The following is a 14,170-nucleotide window of genomic DNA, read 5'->3' on the forward strand; positions in this document are numbered from 1 at the left end:
CTCGGTTGGACCACCGAGCCCAATACATCTGTCAGTATCGATGCGTTGTCCGGGGCGGAGAACCAGAACGACAGGGGGATTTTGTGATGGGCCGACCCGAGCGCCCGCTGGATCCGGCCGACGGACCCGTCGCGGAGTTCGCGGTGAGCCTGCGGCAGCTTCGGCTCCGGGCCGGCAGCCCGTCCTACCGCGAACTCGCCAAACGAGCCGGCTTCTCCCCCTCGGTGCTGTCCGCCGCGACGAGCGGATTCAGCCTGCCCTCGCTCCCGGTGACCCTGGCCCTGGTCCAGGCGTGCGGCGGCGACCAGCAGGATTGGCGCCGACGCTGGCGCGAGGCGGCCGACCGGGAACAACTCGACCCCGTCCACACCGGCCCCGCCGCCGAACCCGCTGCCGACGCCGAGGACGCGCTCAGACCCGGTCCGAACCCAGCCGACCTCCGCCGCCCACCAGCGGCGCGACCCGGTCGACCTCGTCCGACGGTACGGAATCGGCCTGCGGAACGCGACCGAGCAGCCTCCCGCTGACCCTCCTCCCCCCGGCGGAAAACCGCTTGCCGGGCGCGACGGGCTCGGGCACCGTGATCGCCATGACGTTCTGACGGACCGCTCCCCGTAGCCTCCGGGCCCCGTGACCACTCCGGAGGCCCCAGTACCCTCTTCTCCGAGAAGTGGAACGTCCTTGTCTCAGCAACACTTTCTGCCCCAGTCCACGCCGACCACGGGTTTGGCCACCGTCAGGGTGTTCGCCTCCCCGACGAGCTGGATCGAGTCTGACGCGGTCGACCAGTGTCACCGGGTGGCCGCCCTCGACGGCATGATCCACGTCGCCGCCATGCCGGACCTGCACCCCGGCAAGGGCGCCCCGATCGGCGCCGCCATGGCGTCGACCGTGCTGTACCCGTTCCTGGTGGGCTCCGACATCGGTTGCGGTATCGCGGTGTTCCCGATCAGGCTGAAGCGCCCCGTACCCGCGCGGCTCGCCGCCCGGTTCCCCGACCTCGACCGCGCGCTGAGCCCCAAGGAGGACGCCGACGACCCGGCCTGGGACGTGCTGTGTTCGCCCGGCTCGCCGCTCCCCGTGGCGGGCGAGGTTCCCGCCGGCCACCTCGACGGCCTCGGAACGGTCGGCCGGGGCAACCACTTCGTGGAGCTGGCCCGGATCGAAACCGTCTTCGAGCCGGACCACGCGACCCGGCTCGGGCTCGCCCCCGGCGACCTGGTCCTCATCGTCCACAGCGGCTCCCGAGGGCTGGGCGAGCAGATCCTGCGGGCGCACACCTCGGTCCACGGCGCGGGCCCCGCCCCCGACCCGGCCGCCTACCTGGCGATGCACGACGACGCCGTACGGTGGGGGTCACTCAACCGGCGACTGATGGCGGCCAGGGTCGCCCACGCCCTGGGGGCCGAGCCCACCGCCCCGATCGTCGACCAGTGCCACAACCTGGTCGAGATCCGTGACGGGGTCTACCTGCACCGCAAGGGCGCGGCACCGGGTGACGGCCGGGACGTGCTCATCGCCGGTACGCGCGGCACCCCCTCCTACCTGGTGGCCGCGCATGCCGGACCGGAGGCCAACCATTCCGTGGCGCACGGCGCCGGCCGCAAGATGTCCCGCGCCGACGCCCTGCGCCGGGGTCGGGCGAAGCACACAATCGAGGAACTGCGCCGTACGCCGGTGGGGTCGCTCGTGGTGTGCGGCGACCGGCAACTGCTCTTCGAGGAGGCCCCGACGGCCTACAAGCGCATCGAGCAGGTGATCACCGACCTGGTCGACCACGACCTGGCCACGCCGGTGGCCAGCACAATTCCCGTGGTCACCTACAAGACGCCCGACCTCGGGTCCACGCCGCGAGCCGACCGCCGCGACCACCGCCGCAAGCGGGGCCGGTCGTGACGCCCGGAGCCTCATAGTCAGTGAGTTCGCGATGGTGGAGGACGGTCGGCGCGTGCCCCGGGTGGTGTCGTTCCGCTCGTCGAGACTCGGGAAAGCATCACCCAGTATATTTTGAACGCCGTGCTTCCCGACGACGAAGAATCCGCGATGGAGCAGGAACAGCCCTGGTCATGGCTGGCCGAGCGAGCTCGGGCTCGCGGCCTGGATGCGACCGCAGAGGACCTGCGAGGTCTTCCCTATAAGGTGGACCTCACCGACAAGATGACCGAATGGCTCACGCCCTGACGATGCCGGGCATCGCCGCGCGGAGCTTGGCTGTCGTCTCATCTGGACGCCGTCGCCGTGGACACCGCCAGGGCACTCACCCTCGACCAGGTCGCGGCGTTGTGGGGCCTCGACGCCGGCCCGCGCGACAAAAACGCGGTGGCGGTCCGGCAGTGGCGGGGGCGCACTACGCTGCGGCCCACTTCATCGAAAGGAACAACCATGCGCAGGACGCTGCTGCCGCTGGCCGCGCTCGCCCTGGTCCTCGTGGCGGGCGGGTGCACAATCGAGATCGACGGCGGCGCCGCACCGGGCCCCGACGGCGCGACCATGCCGTCGGACTCGCCGGTGGCCGACCCGCCGTTCGGCGACGGCAGCAGCGCGAACGACAACGTCTCGCCGCCCGCCGCGCCGCCCGCGAAGGTCCCCGCGCTGACCTGCGACCAGGTGGCCGAATCGGAGCTGGGCAGCACCAAGGTGCCGTACAACAACTACGCCGACCCGATCCCGCTGACCGAGGGGCGCTGGGCCGGTGAGGACGGCGTGGTGGTCGCCCTGCAACCGCCGTGCGCGATCGGTGACCTGACCGGCGACGGCGCCGCCGACGCGCTGCGCGCGATCATGCTCGACGGCGGCGGGACGGGCAAGTTCTGGGGCATCGTGCTCTGGCGCAACGTCAAGGGCGCCCCGGCCTATGTCGGCACGGTCGATCTCGGCGACCGCACCCCGATCGAGAAGGTCACCATCAGTGCCGGCCAGGCGCAGGTGGTCTACCTGACCCGACCCGACGACGCCTCGATGATCGAGTTGGTGATCGAGCGGACGGCCACCTACCGGCTCATTGGCGACAAGCTGGAGGAGATCGGGTACGTCGACAAGGCGCATTCCTAGCCCGCGCTGACCCGGGGGCTGGGTACCGATACCCAGCCCCCCGGTACGGTGCCCGTGACGTCTACCGGGTGGGGCGTTAGGCAGCTCTGGCGTCGGGGCGGCCGCGACCTCGTCGACGATCTTGCACTTGTGGTGCCCGGATTAGGGGCCTCATCCGGATTTGTTCGCCACCACAACTGCAAGATCGTCGCGCCGTCTGGTGTGTGGCGGATGGGAGTGGTTCGATCTGCGGGTTCTGTGGCTTTTGAGGGCGGCGGGGGACGACAGCCAGCCAGGGGTAGGAATTATTCGGCTAGATCGAGCGTCGGGTGTATCTGATCGGTGGGTCGTGGACCCATCCGGTGAAGCGGGTTTCGGCCTGTTCGGCGGTCAGGTTGTTCAGGTCGGCTGTTGCCTTGTCGCGGAAGCCGCCCATCACCTCGGTCAGCCGGGGCCGATTTCCCTGGTAGAGGGACCACATGCGGCGCTTGAAGACTTGGCAGGGCCATTCTTCGCTGTCGTCGCGGCAGTGCCAGTCGGCACCGGGGCGGTGCGGGGCGCCCATCGGGACGTCGTTCGAGTCGTGTTCCACGTTCGTTTTCTCCGATCAGAGCAGGTGAACCCGCTCGGTGCCGCCATCGGGGTTCCGCACGGTGAGGCTTCCCCTGCTCTGTTCCGTCAGGTCGAGGACCAGGTCGAAGACGACCAGGGCCCGGTTGATCGTGTCGGTCTTCGTGTCCCTCGTGCGGGCGCACGCCGAGGCGAGTGCGTCGACCGCGCGCGGCGCCAGGTTGACCGTCACCTTCGTCAGCGTCGACCGGTCCGGCTCAGCCACGACGCTTACCGATCTCGATCATCGGTACCGTCGGGGCCGGCGGCCGTGTCTTTCGTGACCAGCACGGGCACGAGCACGGCGCCCACGGCAGCCACGACTTCGACCCCGGCTTGACCCAGCCCCGGCACCGGTCACACTTGGTGCGGTCGCCGCCGCAGTTCATGCACAGCGGCCCATCCGGCGGCGGGGTAAGCGGCTCCTCCGCCGCCGGGGTAAGCGGCCCGTCCGTCACCGGGCCACCGGCGCCACTGCTGCCACCGGGGCCATTGTTTGGCGCTCGCGTTGCGCCCAGGCCAACTGCGCGCACCCATCCGCCCGACACTGCGGACACCGCCGCCCATTGACATGCCCCCGAAGCGTCATACCGACCGCCCACCAGATCCCGGCCCTCGTCAACGGCTCATCCTGCCGACTCACAATTCGCCCTCCTCTGCACCGTCCTGCGTACCGGTGCACACGTCCCGCGCGAGAGCCTGGAGAAACTCGATCGCACGATCCATATACGGACATCCGTACTGGGTGCAATGGAGGCAGACCGGCCGCCAGAGGCGCGAATTACGGTGCCGCATGACCTCACTCCGAGCGATCCACTTCAACGTCTCGATACTCAATTCCCCGCCCACCGGTCACCCCGTCGGGTTGCGCCGGATACGCCCGGACATCCCGATCGAGAACAACTCCATCGGAACGGTCCGACGCTTCTCGTCGTACCTGCCCTCGTCGGGCAAGCGCCGCCGCGTACCGGGAGCCGGGGGCAGGTCAGGTAGCCCCTCGCCGGAGATCTCCGGGTCGGGGGTCGGGTTGGTCTCGTCGTTACTCACGGGGTGTGCCTCCATTTCGAACGGCGGGGTGAATGTCGCGCGGCAGGCGCGGTAGTACGCGGGGCCGGCACGTCGTCGCGTCATGACCACCGACTCGGGTCGCTCGCGGTCGGACACCGCACACACCCGAACGGACACGGAGGCCGGCGATAACCCGGAAGCGCAGTCGTTCGCACAACACCAACCCAACCCGCCACCCGCTCACCGTCCGGACCCAACTCGATCCCCACCAGGGCAACCCAATCCGTACGACCCAACTCCACGTCCACCGGGTAGTGCGTCACCCGCAGACGCAGGTCCTGCCAACCCTCGGGCCACTCAAACGGCCCATGACCAAGCAGGTACGACGTCGGATCGATCGTGAACACATCACCGACCTTGACCAACGGCTCATCCAACATGACGGCCCCCGTTGCGGGGCAGGCGGTAGATCGTGCGCTGCCCGAACGTCAGCAACGGCCCCAGAAACAGCGTCGGACCAGCCCACAGCGGGCGGGCGGATGGCGGTGGTAAAGGTGGCTGCGGTGCGGCGGCAGACCCGAGGGACCACAGCCGGACAGAGCCCCACCAACGGCGAACCAGAAACACTCTCGACACCTCCTATGAGCTGTGGGAAGGGGCGCTCCCACCTCCCCTCGGGAGCGCCCCCGCTGACGCAACCGCCGGGCTCGAACCTCCACCGACCACGCCAGTTCTACAAACACCCTGCCTCCCGTGGTGGAATCAATACACAACGTTGCGGTAGGTTCTCACAATGATTGGTCCATCCAATTGGGAGCTGGAATGAACCAAGCCTTCAAGCTGGCCATGATCGAGGCTGGCGTCACCGCACAGTCCCTCGCAGATCAGATAGGAGTAGATCCGAAAACTGCGGCCAAATGGGTGACCCCCGGTCGGATTCCGCAGACGCGGCACCGCACCCAGGTCGCGGCGCTCGTCAATCGGAACGTAGAGGACCTTTGGCCGGACGTACTGAAACGCCGCGATCCGACCTGGTTACGTGAGTGGATCGAACATGAGCGCGAGACGCGGCTGCTCCGGTGGTTCGAACCCAATCTCGTACCCGGCCTCCTGCAAACCGAGGCGTACGCCCGGGCGATTCTCGAATGGGGCGGGTTGATGCCTGCTGACGAGGTGGAGCAACGGACCGAGTCCCGGATCGAGCGGCAGGCCATCCTGTCCGGGCCTCGCCCGCCGCAGTTCTTCGCGATGCTGGACGAGGCGGCTCTACGCCGCAATGTCGGTGGTCATGCGGTGATGGCCGAACAGAGCCGCCATCTCGCTCAGCTTGCCGAGCGACCCCACATCCATATTCAGGTGGTGCCGCTGAGCGTCGGGGGACACATCGGACTCGCCGGTGGCTTCATCCTGACGAAGGGCCCGTTCGGCGCGGCGGGACACCTGGACAATCTGGTTCGCGCGGACGTTGCGAGCAAGCAGGACGACATTGATACCCTCGAAGCGGCGTGGGAGGCCCTCAGGGCGGTTGCCCTGCCCACTCAGCAGACCCTCGCCCTGATCAAGGAAGTGGGAGCGACATGGCAGACCTGACCGGCGCCATCTGGCGCAAGTCGACCCGTAGCGGCAACGGCGGGTCCACCTGCGTCGAGGTAGCGAAGAACCTCCCCGGCGTCGTGGGTGTGCGAGACAGCAAGGACGTCACCGGGCCCGCGCTGACCTTCGGGCCGGAGGCGTGGCGCGCGTTCGTCGGGCTGGCAAAGCAGCAGTAAACACTCGTAGCGGGCACCACCCGCCGACGGCGGTGACGAAAGAACGTCATTCTCTTTTCTTTCTCAAGAAGCGGACCCTTGGGAGAGAAATAGAGAATGACGTTTTTCGTCGGTGGGACAGCAGCCCGGCGCCGCCAGGGAAACTAACGCTTTTGACTCGTACATCTTCTTTTGCGTGCGTACATCAAAGATGGTGTACGAGATTGATGCATTATGCGTTCGCCTGCGGTGCCCCGACGGCGTCGATGGCGGGGGTGCGCCGTCATGCTGGCCGGGTCGACGCGGGCACCGACCAGCGGCCGGGGACCGGGGACCGGGATCGTCCCGGCGTCGACGTCGGGACCGGTAGGGTACGGGGCAGGTGTGCCGGGAAGTCTGGTCGGCGGTCACTTCGCCGACCCCTTTTCGAGGAGCCGCATGTCCACGCACCCCGGCCGTCCCAACCGCAGCCTGTTCGGGCGCGGCAGCTGGCCGGAGGTACGCCGGGTCGGCGACATCCTGCGTACCGAGACGGTCGGCGGCGTGCTGCTGCTCGCGGCGGCGATCCTCGCGCTGGCCTGGGCGAACTCCCCGTGGGGCGACGCCTACCGGGAGCTGGGCGCGACCCGTCTCGGACCCGCCGCCCTGCACCTGGATCTCAGCCTCGGCCAGTGGGCCGCCGACGGGCTGCTCGCGATCTTCTTTTTCGTCGCCGGCCTGGAACTGAAACGTGAGTTCGTCGCCGGTGACCTGCGGGACCCTCGCCGCGCGGCACTGCCGGTCGCCGCCGCGATCGGCGGGATGACCGTCCCCGCCCTGATCTACGTCGGGTTCAATGCCGGCCCGGACGGTGACCTAGCGGGCTGGGCGATCCCGACCGCCACCGACATCGCGTTCGCCCTCGCCGTCCTCGGCGTGATCAGCACCCATCTCCCGGCGGCGATGCGGACCTTCCTGCTCACCCTCGCCGTGGTCGACGACCTGATCGCGATCCTGATCATCGCGCTGTTCTACACCGGCTCACTGCAACCGATCCCGCTGGTGCTGGCCCTGCTGCCGCTGGCCCTGTTCGGTTACCTGGTGCGGCGGCGGGTGCGTTCGTGGTGGCTGTTGCTGCCGCTGGCCGCGCTCACCTGGGGGCTGGTCCACGCCTCCGGGATCCACGCCACCGTCGCCGGTGTGCTGCTCGCCTTCACCGTGCCGGTGATCCGTCGGGCCGAGGGACCGGGGCCGGGACTCGCCGAACACTTCGAACACCGGTTCCGCCCGCTGTCGGCCGGGATCGCCGTACCCGTATTCGCGTTTTTCGCCGCCGGAGTGTCCGTCGGCGGCGCCGGCGGACTCGGCACCACCCTCACCGACCCGGTCGCCCTCGGCGTTGCCGTGGGCCTCGTCGCCGGCAAGGCGATCGGGGTGTCCGGCGCGACCTGGCTGGTGCAGCGGTTCACCCGGGCCCGCCTGGCCGAGGGGCTGAGCTGGTGGGACGTTGTCGGCCTCGCCCTGCTCGCCGGGGTCGGCTTCACCGTGTCCCTGCTCATCGGCGAACTGGCGTTCGGGTCGGGGACCGAGCGCGACGAACACACCAAGATCGGCGTACTGCTCGGCTCGCTGGCCGCCGCGCTGCTGGCGACCGTGGTGCTGCGTGCTCGCAACCGCCACTACCAGCGGGTACGCGAGATCGAGGAACGCGACACCGACGCCGACGGCGTACCGGACGCCTACGAGGAGGTCCCCGACCGGCAGGACTGAACCGGCAGGACTGAACGGCCAGCCGTGACGAGCGACGTACGTGGTCGGGATGGCCCGTCCTTCGTTGGTCTGGGTGAGGTGACGCGACTGTGCGCAAATCTGTGGTCGGAACCGTACTCATAGCTCTCTGCGGTTGCGTCGCGCTCTCGATGGCGATGACCGCGACCCGCCACGAGAGCGGTCTCGGACTGGGTCCCGGCTGGGCGTGGATACTCACCGGATTTCAGGTCAGCGCCCTCCTGGCCGTCGGCCGGGGACACGGGATCGGCTGGCTGATCGGCGCGAGTGTGCAGGTGTGCTGGGTGACGTACGCGGTCCTGACCGCCCAGCAGGGCTTCATTCCCGGCTGCGTGATCTCGCTCGCCGTGCAGGGATACTCCTACCTGCGTACGGTCCGGCAACCCCGCCCCACGGCCGGCGTCAGACCCGGACCCGGACCGGCCGAGCGCAGAGACGCCCGGACCCGGCCCGGACAACGCCGGAGAGCCCTGTCGAGGCGTGACCCGCAGGCGACGAGGCGCCTACGGGTCCGGTGAGCGGTCAGGCACCCTGGCCCTGGTTCTGCATCAGCCCGCCGTCCATGAAGTAGGTCGAGCCGGTGACGTACTCCGCGTCGCCGCTGGCCAGGAAGACCGCGAGTCGGGCGATCTCGGAGGGTTGCGCGGCCCGCCCCCACGGAATGCTCTTCACCTGCTCCGCCAGATACGCCGGGTCGTCGATCGCCTTCTGGTTGAACGGCGTGAGGACCATTCCGGGGCCGATGTTGTTGACGTTGATCTGCATCGGGGCAAGTTCCAGGGCCATGCTCTTCGAGAGGTTGAGCAGGGCGCCCTTGCTAGTGTCGTAGTCGGAGCCACCGGCGCGGGCCACCTCCTGGTGCACCGAGGTGATGTTGATGATCTTCCCCTTGCCGCCCTGGTCGCGTCGGTGCTGGGCGAACCGCCGGGAGCAGAAGAACGCGCCGTACACGTTGGTCCGGATCGCCCGGTCCCAGGTCTCGGTGTCCAGATCGATCACCGGGATACCGGAGGCGTCGACCCCGGCGTCGTTCATCAGCACGTCCAGCGTGCCGAACTCGGCCAGCGCGTCGTCGAACATCGACCCCACCTGGTGCTCGTCGCTGATGTCGCCCTGCACGACGATCGCCCGCCGGCCGGACTGCTCCACCTGCTGCCGGGTGTGTTCCGCGCCGTCGTGGTCGTTGAGGTAATGCACCACCACGTCGGCACCCTCCTTGCCGAACTCGATGGCGGTGGCCTGTCCGATTCCCGAGTCGGAGCCGGTGATCAGCGCGGTCATTCCGTCGAGCCGTCCAGTCATCAGTTGCCTCCTTCGGCGGTCATCGCGCCGGTTGACGCGGTGTCGATCTGCCAGGCCGCGAGGACGAGTCCGATGTGCGAAAACGCCTGCGGAAAGTTCCCCAACTGCGCGCCCGTGAACGGGTCGATCTGCTCCGCGAAAAGCCCCAGGTCGTTGGCACTGTCGGCCAGGTTCTCGAACAGCGCGGCGGCCCGGTCCCGCTCCCCCGCCAGCGCCAGGCAGGTGACCATCCAGAACGAACAGAGGAAGAAGGCCGCCGGGTCACCGTCCCACCGCCGGATCAGGCCCCCGTGCGAGAGCCGATCCACTATCAGCCCCATCGTGGCTCGCATCCGGGGGTCGGTCGCCGGTAGGAACCCGACGATCGGCATGACCAGCACGCTCGCGTCGAGCTGATCGGAACCGAAGGCGCCGGTGTACGCACCCACCTCGTCGTTCCAGCCGTCACGCAGGATCGTCTCCCGCGCCTCGTCCCGCGCCCGACTCCACCGGGCCAGGTCACCGGTGTCACCGATCCGCTCACCGAACCGCACCGCCCGGTCCAGCGCCACCCAGCAGAACACCTTCGACGAGAGGTAGTGCCGCTGCGCGTCGCGCGCCTCCCACATGCCGGCGTCCGGCTCACGCCAGGCGGTGGCCGCCCGGTCGGCGAGACTGCGGAGCAGGTCGCGTACCTCGTCCGGCATGGGGTCGAGGTAGTCGCGCAGCAGCCAGGCCGCGTCCAACACCTCACCGAGTACGTCGAGCTGGCGCTGCCGCCAGGCTTCGTTGCCGATCCAGACCGGCCTGCTCTGCGCATAGCCACGCAGAGTGTCGACCTTTCGCTCCGAGATGTCCCGCTCGCCCTGGACATCGGACATGATCGGTACGGGGCGGTCGCCGACCTGGCCGACCGCCGAGGCCACCCAGCTGAACAGCCGGTTCGCCTCGTCGGGGCAGGCGGCCACCCAGAGCGCGTGCAGCGTCATGCTGAAGTCGCGCAGCCAGGCGTACCGGTAGTCGTAGTTGCGGTCGCCGCCGATCTGCTCGGGCAGGGAGGTGGTCGCGGCGGCGACGATCGCCCCGCTCGGCTGGTAGGTGAGCCCTTGCAGGACCAGTGCGTGCTGCCGAACCTGCTCCCGGTAGCGCCCCTGGTACTCGTGCAGCCGCGCCCAGGACCGCCACGACTCCACCGTCTCGTCGACCGCCTGCGGGGCGCCGAGCGTCAGCGGTCGCGCTTCGCCGTAGGTCGGGGTGTAGGCGAGCATGAAGGTTTCCCGCTGGCCCGTCCCCACCCGGAACCGGGCGGTGGCGTCGTCGTTGTCGTTCTTCATCGGCACGCTGCCGGTCATGGTCAACGTGGTAGCACCGGCGGTCGCGACGAGCGCCTCGTCCCGCCGCACCAGGTACCCGTGTACCCGACCATATTGAAAGCGGGGCGAATATGACATTTCCAGCGGCACCACGCCGGAAAGGCCCTCCACCACCCGGACCAGAACACCGGGGGATCGCCGGCCGATCTGATGTCCCCGGACCCCGGGCTCCAGCGCGAGCAGGTCGGTCACCGCCACCGAACCGTGTTCGGTGGTGAAAACCGTACGCAGGACCAGGCTGCCCTCCAGATACGCACGGCTCACCCGGAACGGGTCACGGGGGCGAATCGACCAGTGCCCGCCGTCCTCGTCCAACAGCCGGCAGAACACCGATGGTCCGTCGAACCGGGACGGACACCACCAGTTCACCGAACCCGTACGGTCCACCAGCGCGGCGGCCCGGCCGTCGGCCAGCAGCCCATGATCCTGGATCTCGCTGTTACCCACACGGCCGACTACCCGCCGATCCGGACGCTAATCGGAGCAGCCCGGCGATGGTAGGGCTGGCCCTACCATCGGCGGACAGTTCACCAGATGGACCGGCCCGCACACGGGCCGTAGCTTCTTGTCCATGCGATCCATTGTGGGGCGGCTCGGCCGCGACACCCGCTACCTGCTGCTGACCTTCCCGCTCGCGCTCGTCGGCAGCGTGCTGCTGGTGACCGGCCTCGCGCTGGGCATCGGCACGGCCATCCTCGGGGTGGTCAGCGTCGGAATCATGTTCGGCACCTTCGCCGTGGCCAGGACATTCGCCCAGTTGCAGCGCCGGGCCCTGGCCGACGCGGTCAACCGGCCGCTCGCGCCGGTCCGCTACCGCCGGCACCGGCCCACCGCGAACTGGTTCCAGCGGCTGTGGCACCCCACCACCCAGTTGCAGAGCTGGCTGGACCTGCTGCACGGCATCCTGGTGCTACCGATAGCGGTGGTGACGTTCTCGCTCGCGGTGGCGTGGTGGTCGATAGCCCTCTACGGTCTGGCGTACCCGCTGTTCGGGTGGATCCTCGACCGGATCCCGGACTACACCGACGTACCCGACCTGATCGGTCTCGGCGACGGGATCGGCACCCGCATCCTGTTCCACCTGACCGTCGGCGTGGTGGCCGTGGTGACCCTGCCGCTGGTGCTGCGCGGCACCACCGCGTTGCAGGGCGGCATCAGCCGGCTACTGCTCACCGGACTGTCCGAATACGAGGAGCGCATCGACGACCTGACCGAGGGCCGGGCGGCGGCGGTGTCGGCCGAGGCGTCCGCGCTGCGCCGGCTGGAGCGCGACATCCACGACGGGCCCCAACAGCGGCTGGTCAGCCTCGCCATGGACCTGTCCCGGGTACGCCGTGAACTGGCCCGTGACCCAAAGGCCGCCGACGCGTCGCTGAAGGAGGCAATCACGCAGACCCGCGAGACGCTGGACGAGCTGCGTACCCTCTCCCGTGGCATCGCCCCACCGATCCTGACCGACCGCGGGCTGGCACCGGCGCTGGCGGCGCTGGCCGCGCGGGCCATCATCCCGGTCGAGCTGGACGTCACCGTCGACCAGCGGTACCCGGCCGCGGTGGAGAACACCGTCTACTTCGTGGTCGCCGAGGCGCTGGCCAACAGCGCCAAGCACAGCCAGGCCGACCGGATAGTGGTCAGCCTGCGCCAGGACGGCGACATCCTGCTGCTGCTCGTCGCCGACGACGGTCGGGGCGGCGCCCACGTGGCGAAGGGCCACGGGCTGGCCGGGCTCCACGACCGGCTGCGGGCGGTGGACGGGATGCTGACCGTACAGTCGCCCGACGGCGGACCGACCGTGATCGGCGCGCGGGTGCCATGCGCGTAGTTGTCGCCGACGACGCGGTGCTGATCCGCTCGGGTCTGGTCCGGCTGATGGAGGAGTTCGGCCACGAGGTCGTCGCGCAGGTCGGCGACGGGCCGAGCCTGCTCCGGGCGATAGCGGCACACCGCCCCGACGTGTCCGTGGTGGACGTGCGGATGCCGCCGACGTTCACCGACGAGGGGCTGCGCGCCGCGGTCGAGGCCCGCCGCCAGCAGCCGGGCACGCCGATCCTGGTCCTGTCCCAGTACGTCGAGCTGTCCTACGCCCACGACCTGCTCGCCGACGGGGCCGGCGGGGTCGGCTACCTGCTCAAGGACCGGGTGATCGACGTGGACGACTTCCTCGCCGGGCTGCGTACGGTGGCGTCGGGCGGGACGGTGTTCGACCCGCAGGTGGTGGCACAGCTGATGGTCCGCCGTCCGCGCGACCCGCTGGAGACGCTCACCAACCGGGAACGGGAAGTGCTGGCGCTGATGGCGCAGGGCCGGTCCAACCAGGCGATCAGCCGGGAACTGCTGATCGGCGAGGGCGCGGTGGAAAAGCACGTACGCAACATCTTCGCCAAGCTGGGCCTGCTCGTGGAGGACACCGACCAGCACCGGCGGGTACTGGCGGTGCTCACCTACCTGCGGGCGTGACGGTGGCGGCCGACGGCGACGCTCAGCCGGGCGTCGCCGAGGTCAGCACCGGACGCAGCAGCGACGGCGGGGCCGGACGGGGCTTCCACTCGCGCGGGTAGCCCAGCGACACCTCCTGGAACGGCACGCCGTCATGCCAGGTGGTGCGTGGGATGTGCAGGTGGCCGTAGACCGAGGCGACCGCGCCGTAGCGCCGGTGCCAGTCGGCGGTCAGCTCGGTGCCGCACCACTGCGCGAACTCCGGGTAGCGCAGGATGTCCGTGGGGTGGCGGACCATCGGGAAGTGGTTGACCAGGATGGTCGGCACCGCCGGGTCACGCGCCTCCAGCCGGGCACGGGAATATTCGACCCGGGCCCAGCACCACTGCTCCCGACTCGGGTACGGGTCCGGGTGCAGCAGCATCTCGTCGTTGCACACGACCCCGGTCTCGTACGCGTACGCCAGGGACTGCGCCTTGGTCGTCATGCCGGGCATCCGGAACGAGTAGTCGTACAGCAGGAACAGTGGCGCGATGGCGATCGGTCCACCGGTGCCGTCCCACACCGCGTACTCGTCCTCGGGGGTCAGTACGTCGATCCGGCGGCACCGGTCGACCAGGTCGAGGTAGCGCTGCTCGCCCCGGGTCTGCACCGGATCGTGGGCGACCGTCCACAGCTCGTGGTTGCCCGGTGCCCAGATCACCTTCGCGAACCGTTCACGCAGCAGCGCGAGCGCACCGACGACGTCGGCGAACACCTCGGCGACGTCACCGGCCACGATCAGCCAGTCGTCGGGCGAGGGCGGCTGGATCCGGGCGAGCAGGTCGCGGTTCTCGGCGTAGGCGATGTGGAGGTCGCTGATCGCGTACAGGGTCCCGGCGGTCATGTCGTCATTCTCCATCGTCGGCCGGTGCCGGT

16 protein-coding genes are annotated in these 14,170 nt (G+C 69.4%); 10 read left to right on the forward strand and 6 right to left on the reverse strand.

The annotated features are described in order from the left end of the window. Nucleotides 1-86 precede the first annotated feature (86 nt). The 4 genes from OG792_RS21635 to OG792_RS21650 all read left to right on the forward strand — a co-directional run bounded on the left by OG792_RS21635 (nt 87) and on the right by OG792_RS21650 (nt 3,051). Nucleotides 87-527: a helix-turn-helix domain-containing protein gene (locus OG792_RS21635; protein WP_329101646.1), complete on the forward strand. Its 441-nt coding sequence runs from the start codon at nt 87-89 to the stop codon at nt 525-527. A gap of 154 nt (nt 528-681) precedes the next feature. After that, nucleotides 682-1,896: an RNA ligase RtcB family protein gene (locus OG792_RS21640; RefSeq protein ID WP_329101648.1), complete on the forward strand. Its 1,215-nt coding sequence runs from the start codon at nt 682-684 to the stop codon at nt 1,894-1,896. Between the two features lie 120 nt (nt 1,897-2,016). Beyond that, a complete protein-coding gene (locus OG792_RS21645; protein WP_329101650.1) occupies nt 2,017-2,181 on the forward strand; it encodes a hypothetical protein in 165 nt (54 codons plus the stop codon). 201 nt (nt 2,182-2,382) lie between these two features. Next, nucleotides 2,383-3,051, forward strand: coding sequence for a hypothetical protein (locus tag OG792_RS21650; RefSeq protein WP_329101652.1), 669 nt, complete (start codon nt 2,383-2,385; stop codon nt 3,049-3,051). Nucleotides 3,052-3,343: 292 nt separating this feature from the next. On the opposite strand, the gene OG792_RS21655 is transcribed toward OG792_RS21650, so the two are convergent. From OG792_RS21655 to OG792_RS21665, 3 genes are all read right to left on the reverse strand, one after another. Beyond that, nucleotides 3,344-3,622 carry a hypothetical protein gene (locus OG792_RS21655; protein ID WP_329101655.1) on the reverse strand — a complete coding sequence of 93 codons (279 nt, stop codon included), beginning with the start codon at nt 3,620-3,622 and terminating at the stop codon, nt 3,344-3,346. A gap of 15 nt (nt 3,623-3,637) precedes the next feature. Then, nucleotides 3,638-3,865: a hypothetical protein gene (locus tag OG792_RS21660; protein ID WP_329101656.1), complete on the reverse strand. Its 228-nt coding sequence runs from the start codon at nt 3,863-3,865 to the stop codon at nt 3,638-3,640. A 626-nt stretch (nt 3,866-4,491) separates the two neighbouring features. After that, entirely contained in the window at nt 4,492-4,686 is a 195-nt protein-coding gene (locus OG792_RS21665; protein ID WP_329101658.1) for a hypothetical protein, read from the reverse strand. A gap of 783 nt (nt 4,687-5,469) precedes the next feature. Here OG792_RS21665 and OG792_RS21670 point away from each other — a divergent pair. The 4 genes from OG792_RS21670 (at nt 5,470) to OG792_RS21685 (ending at nt 8,680) form a co-directional block, all read left to right on the forward strand. Further along, nucleotides 5,470-6,237, forward strand: a complete 768-nt coding sequence (locus OG792_RS21670; protein WP_329101660.1) for a DUF5753 domain-containing protein — start codon at nt 5,470-5,472, stop codon at nt 6,235-6,237. After that, nucleotides 6,225-6,416 (forward strand): DUF397 domain-containing protein, encoded by a 192-nt coding sequence (locus tag OG792_RS21675; RefSeq protein WP_329101662.1) that lies wholly within the window; start codon nt 6,225-6,227, stop codon nt 6,414-6,416. Before OG792_RS21670 ends, OG792_RS21675 begins: the two co-directional genes overlap by 13 nt. Before the next feature lie 417 nt (nt 6,417-6,833). Beyond that, complete coding sequence (gene nhaA / locus OG792_RS21680) at nt 6,834-8,144, forward strand: Na+/H+ antiporter NhaA (protein ID WP_329101664.1); 1,311 nt, start codon at nt 6,834-6,836, stop codon at nt 8,142-8,144. An 89-nt stretch (nt 8,145-8,233) separates the two neighbouring features. After that, on the forward strand, nt 8,234-8,680 hold the full coding sequence (locus OG792_RS21685; protein ID WP_329101666.1) for a hypothetical protein: 447 nt from the start codon (nt 8,234-8,236) through the stop codon (nt 8,678-8,680). A 4-nt stretch (nt 8,681-8,684) separates the two neighbouring features. Here OG792_RS21685 and OG792_RS21690 read toward each other — a convergent pair whose 3' ends face one another. Both OG792_RS21690 and OG792_RS21695 read right to left on the reverse strand, forming a co-directional pair. Then, entirely contained in the window at nt 8,685-9,464 is a 780-nt protein-coding gene (locus tag OG792_RS21690; protein WP_329101668.1) for a glucose 1-dehydrogenase, read from the reverse strand. Next, nucleotides 9,464-11,263 (reverse strand): glycoside hydrolase family 15 protein, encoded by a 1,800-nt coding sequence (locus OG792_RS21695; protein ID WP_329101670.1) that lies wholly within the window; start codon nt 11,261-11,263, stop codon nt 9,464-9,466. Before OG792_RS21695 ends, OG792_RS21690 begins: the two co-directional genes overlap by 1 nt. 124 nt (nt 11,264-11,387) lie before the next feature. Here OG792_RS21695 and OG792_RS21700 point away from each other — a divergent pair, with 124 nt between their 5' ends. Together OG792_RS21700 and OG792_RS21705 are read left to right on the forward strand one after the other, a co-directional pair. Further along, nucleotides 11,388-12,638 carry a sensor histidine kinase gene (locus OG792_RS21700; protein WP_329101672.1) on the forward strand — a complete coding sequence of 417 codons (1,251 nt, stop codon included), beginning with the start codon at nt 11,388-11,390 and terminating at the stop codon, nt 12,636-12,638. Further along, nucleotides 12,629-13,273 carry a response regulator transcription factor gene (locus OG792_RS21705; RefSeq protein ID WP_329101674.1) on the forward strand — a complete coding sequence of 215 codons (645 nt, stop codon included), beginning with the start codon at nt 12,629-12,631 and terminating at the stop codon, nt 13,271-13,273. Before OG792_RS21700 ends, OG792_RS21705 begins: the two co-directional genes overlap by 10 nt. Nucleotides 13,274-13,295: 22 nt before the next feature. Here OG792_RS21705 and OG792_RS21710 read toward each other — a convergent pair whose 3' ends face one another. Continuing rightward, on the reverse strand, nt 13,296-14,138 hold the full coding sequence (locus OG792_RS21710; protein ID WP_329101676.1) for a metallophosphoesterase family protein: 843 nt from the start codon (nt 14,136-14,138) through the stop codon (nt 13,296-13,298). Between the last annotated feature and the right edge of the window lie 32 nt (nt 14,139-14,170).

Origin of the sequence: Micromonospora sp. NBC_01699, assembly GCF_036250065.1 — a bacterium.
In the GTDB taxonomy this organism is placed as follows: Bacteria; Actinomycetota; Actinomycetes; order Mycobacteriales; family Micromonosporaceae; genus Micromonospora_G.

Coding starts and splice junctions, on each gene's coding strand:
- OG792_RS21690 (WP_329101668.1), bottom strand. CDS start 9,464: ATGACTGGACGGCTCGACGGAATGACCGCGCTGATCACCGGCTCCGAC.
- OG792_RS21670 (WP_329101660.1), top strand. CDS start 5,470: ATGAACCAAGCCTTCAAGCTGGCCATGATCGAGGCTGGCGTCACCGCA.
- OG792_RS21705 (WP_329101674.1), top strand. CDS start 12,629: ATGCGCGTAGTTGTCGCCGACGACGCGGTGCTGATCCGCTCGGGTCTG.
- nhaA (WP_329101664.1), top strand. CDS start 6,834: ATGTCCACGCACCCCGGCCGTCCCAACCGCAGCCTGTTCGGGCGCGGC.
- OG792_RS21710 (WP_329101676.1), bottom strand. CDS start 14,138: ATGACCGCCGGGACCCTGTACGCGATCAGCGACCTCCACATCGCCTAC.
- OG792_RS21675 (WP_329101662.1), top strand. CDS start 6,225: ATGGCAGACCTGACCGGCGCCATCTGGCGCAAGTCGACCCGTAGCGGC.
- OG792_RS21635 (WP_329101646.1), top strand. CDS start 87: ATGGGCCGACCCGAGCGCCCGCTGGATCCGGCCGACGGACCCGTCGCG.
- OG792_RS21650 (WP_329101652.1), top strand. CDS start 2,383: ATGCGCAGGACGCTGCTGCCGCTGGCCGCGCTCGCCCTGGTCCTCGTG.
- OG792_RS21700 (WP_329101672.1), top strand. CDS start 11,388: ATGCGATCCATTGTGGGGCGGCTCGGCCGCGACACCCGCTACCTGCTG.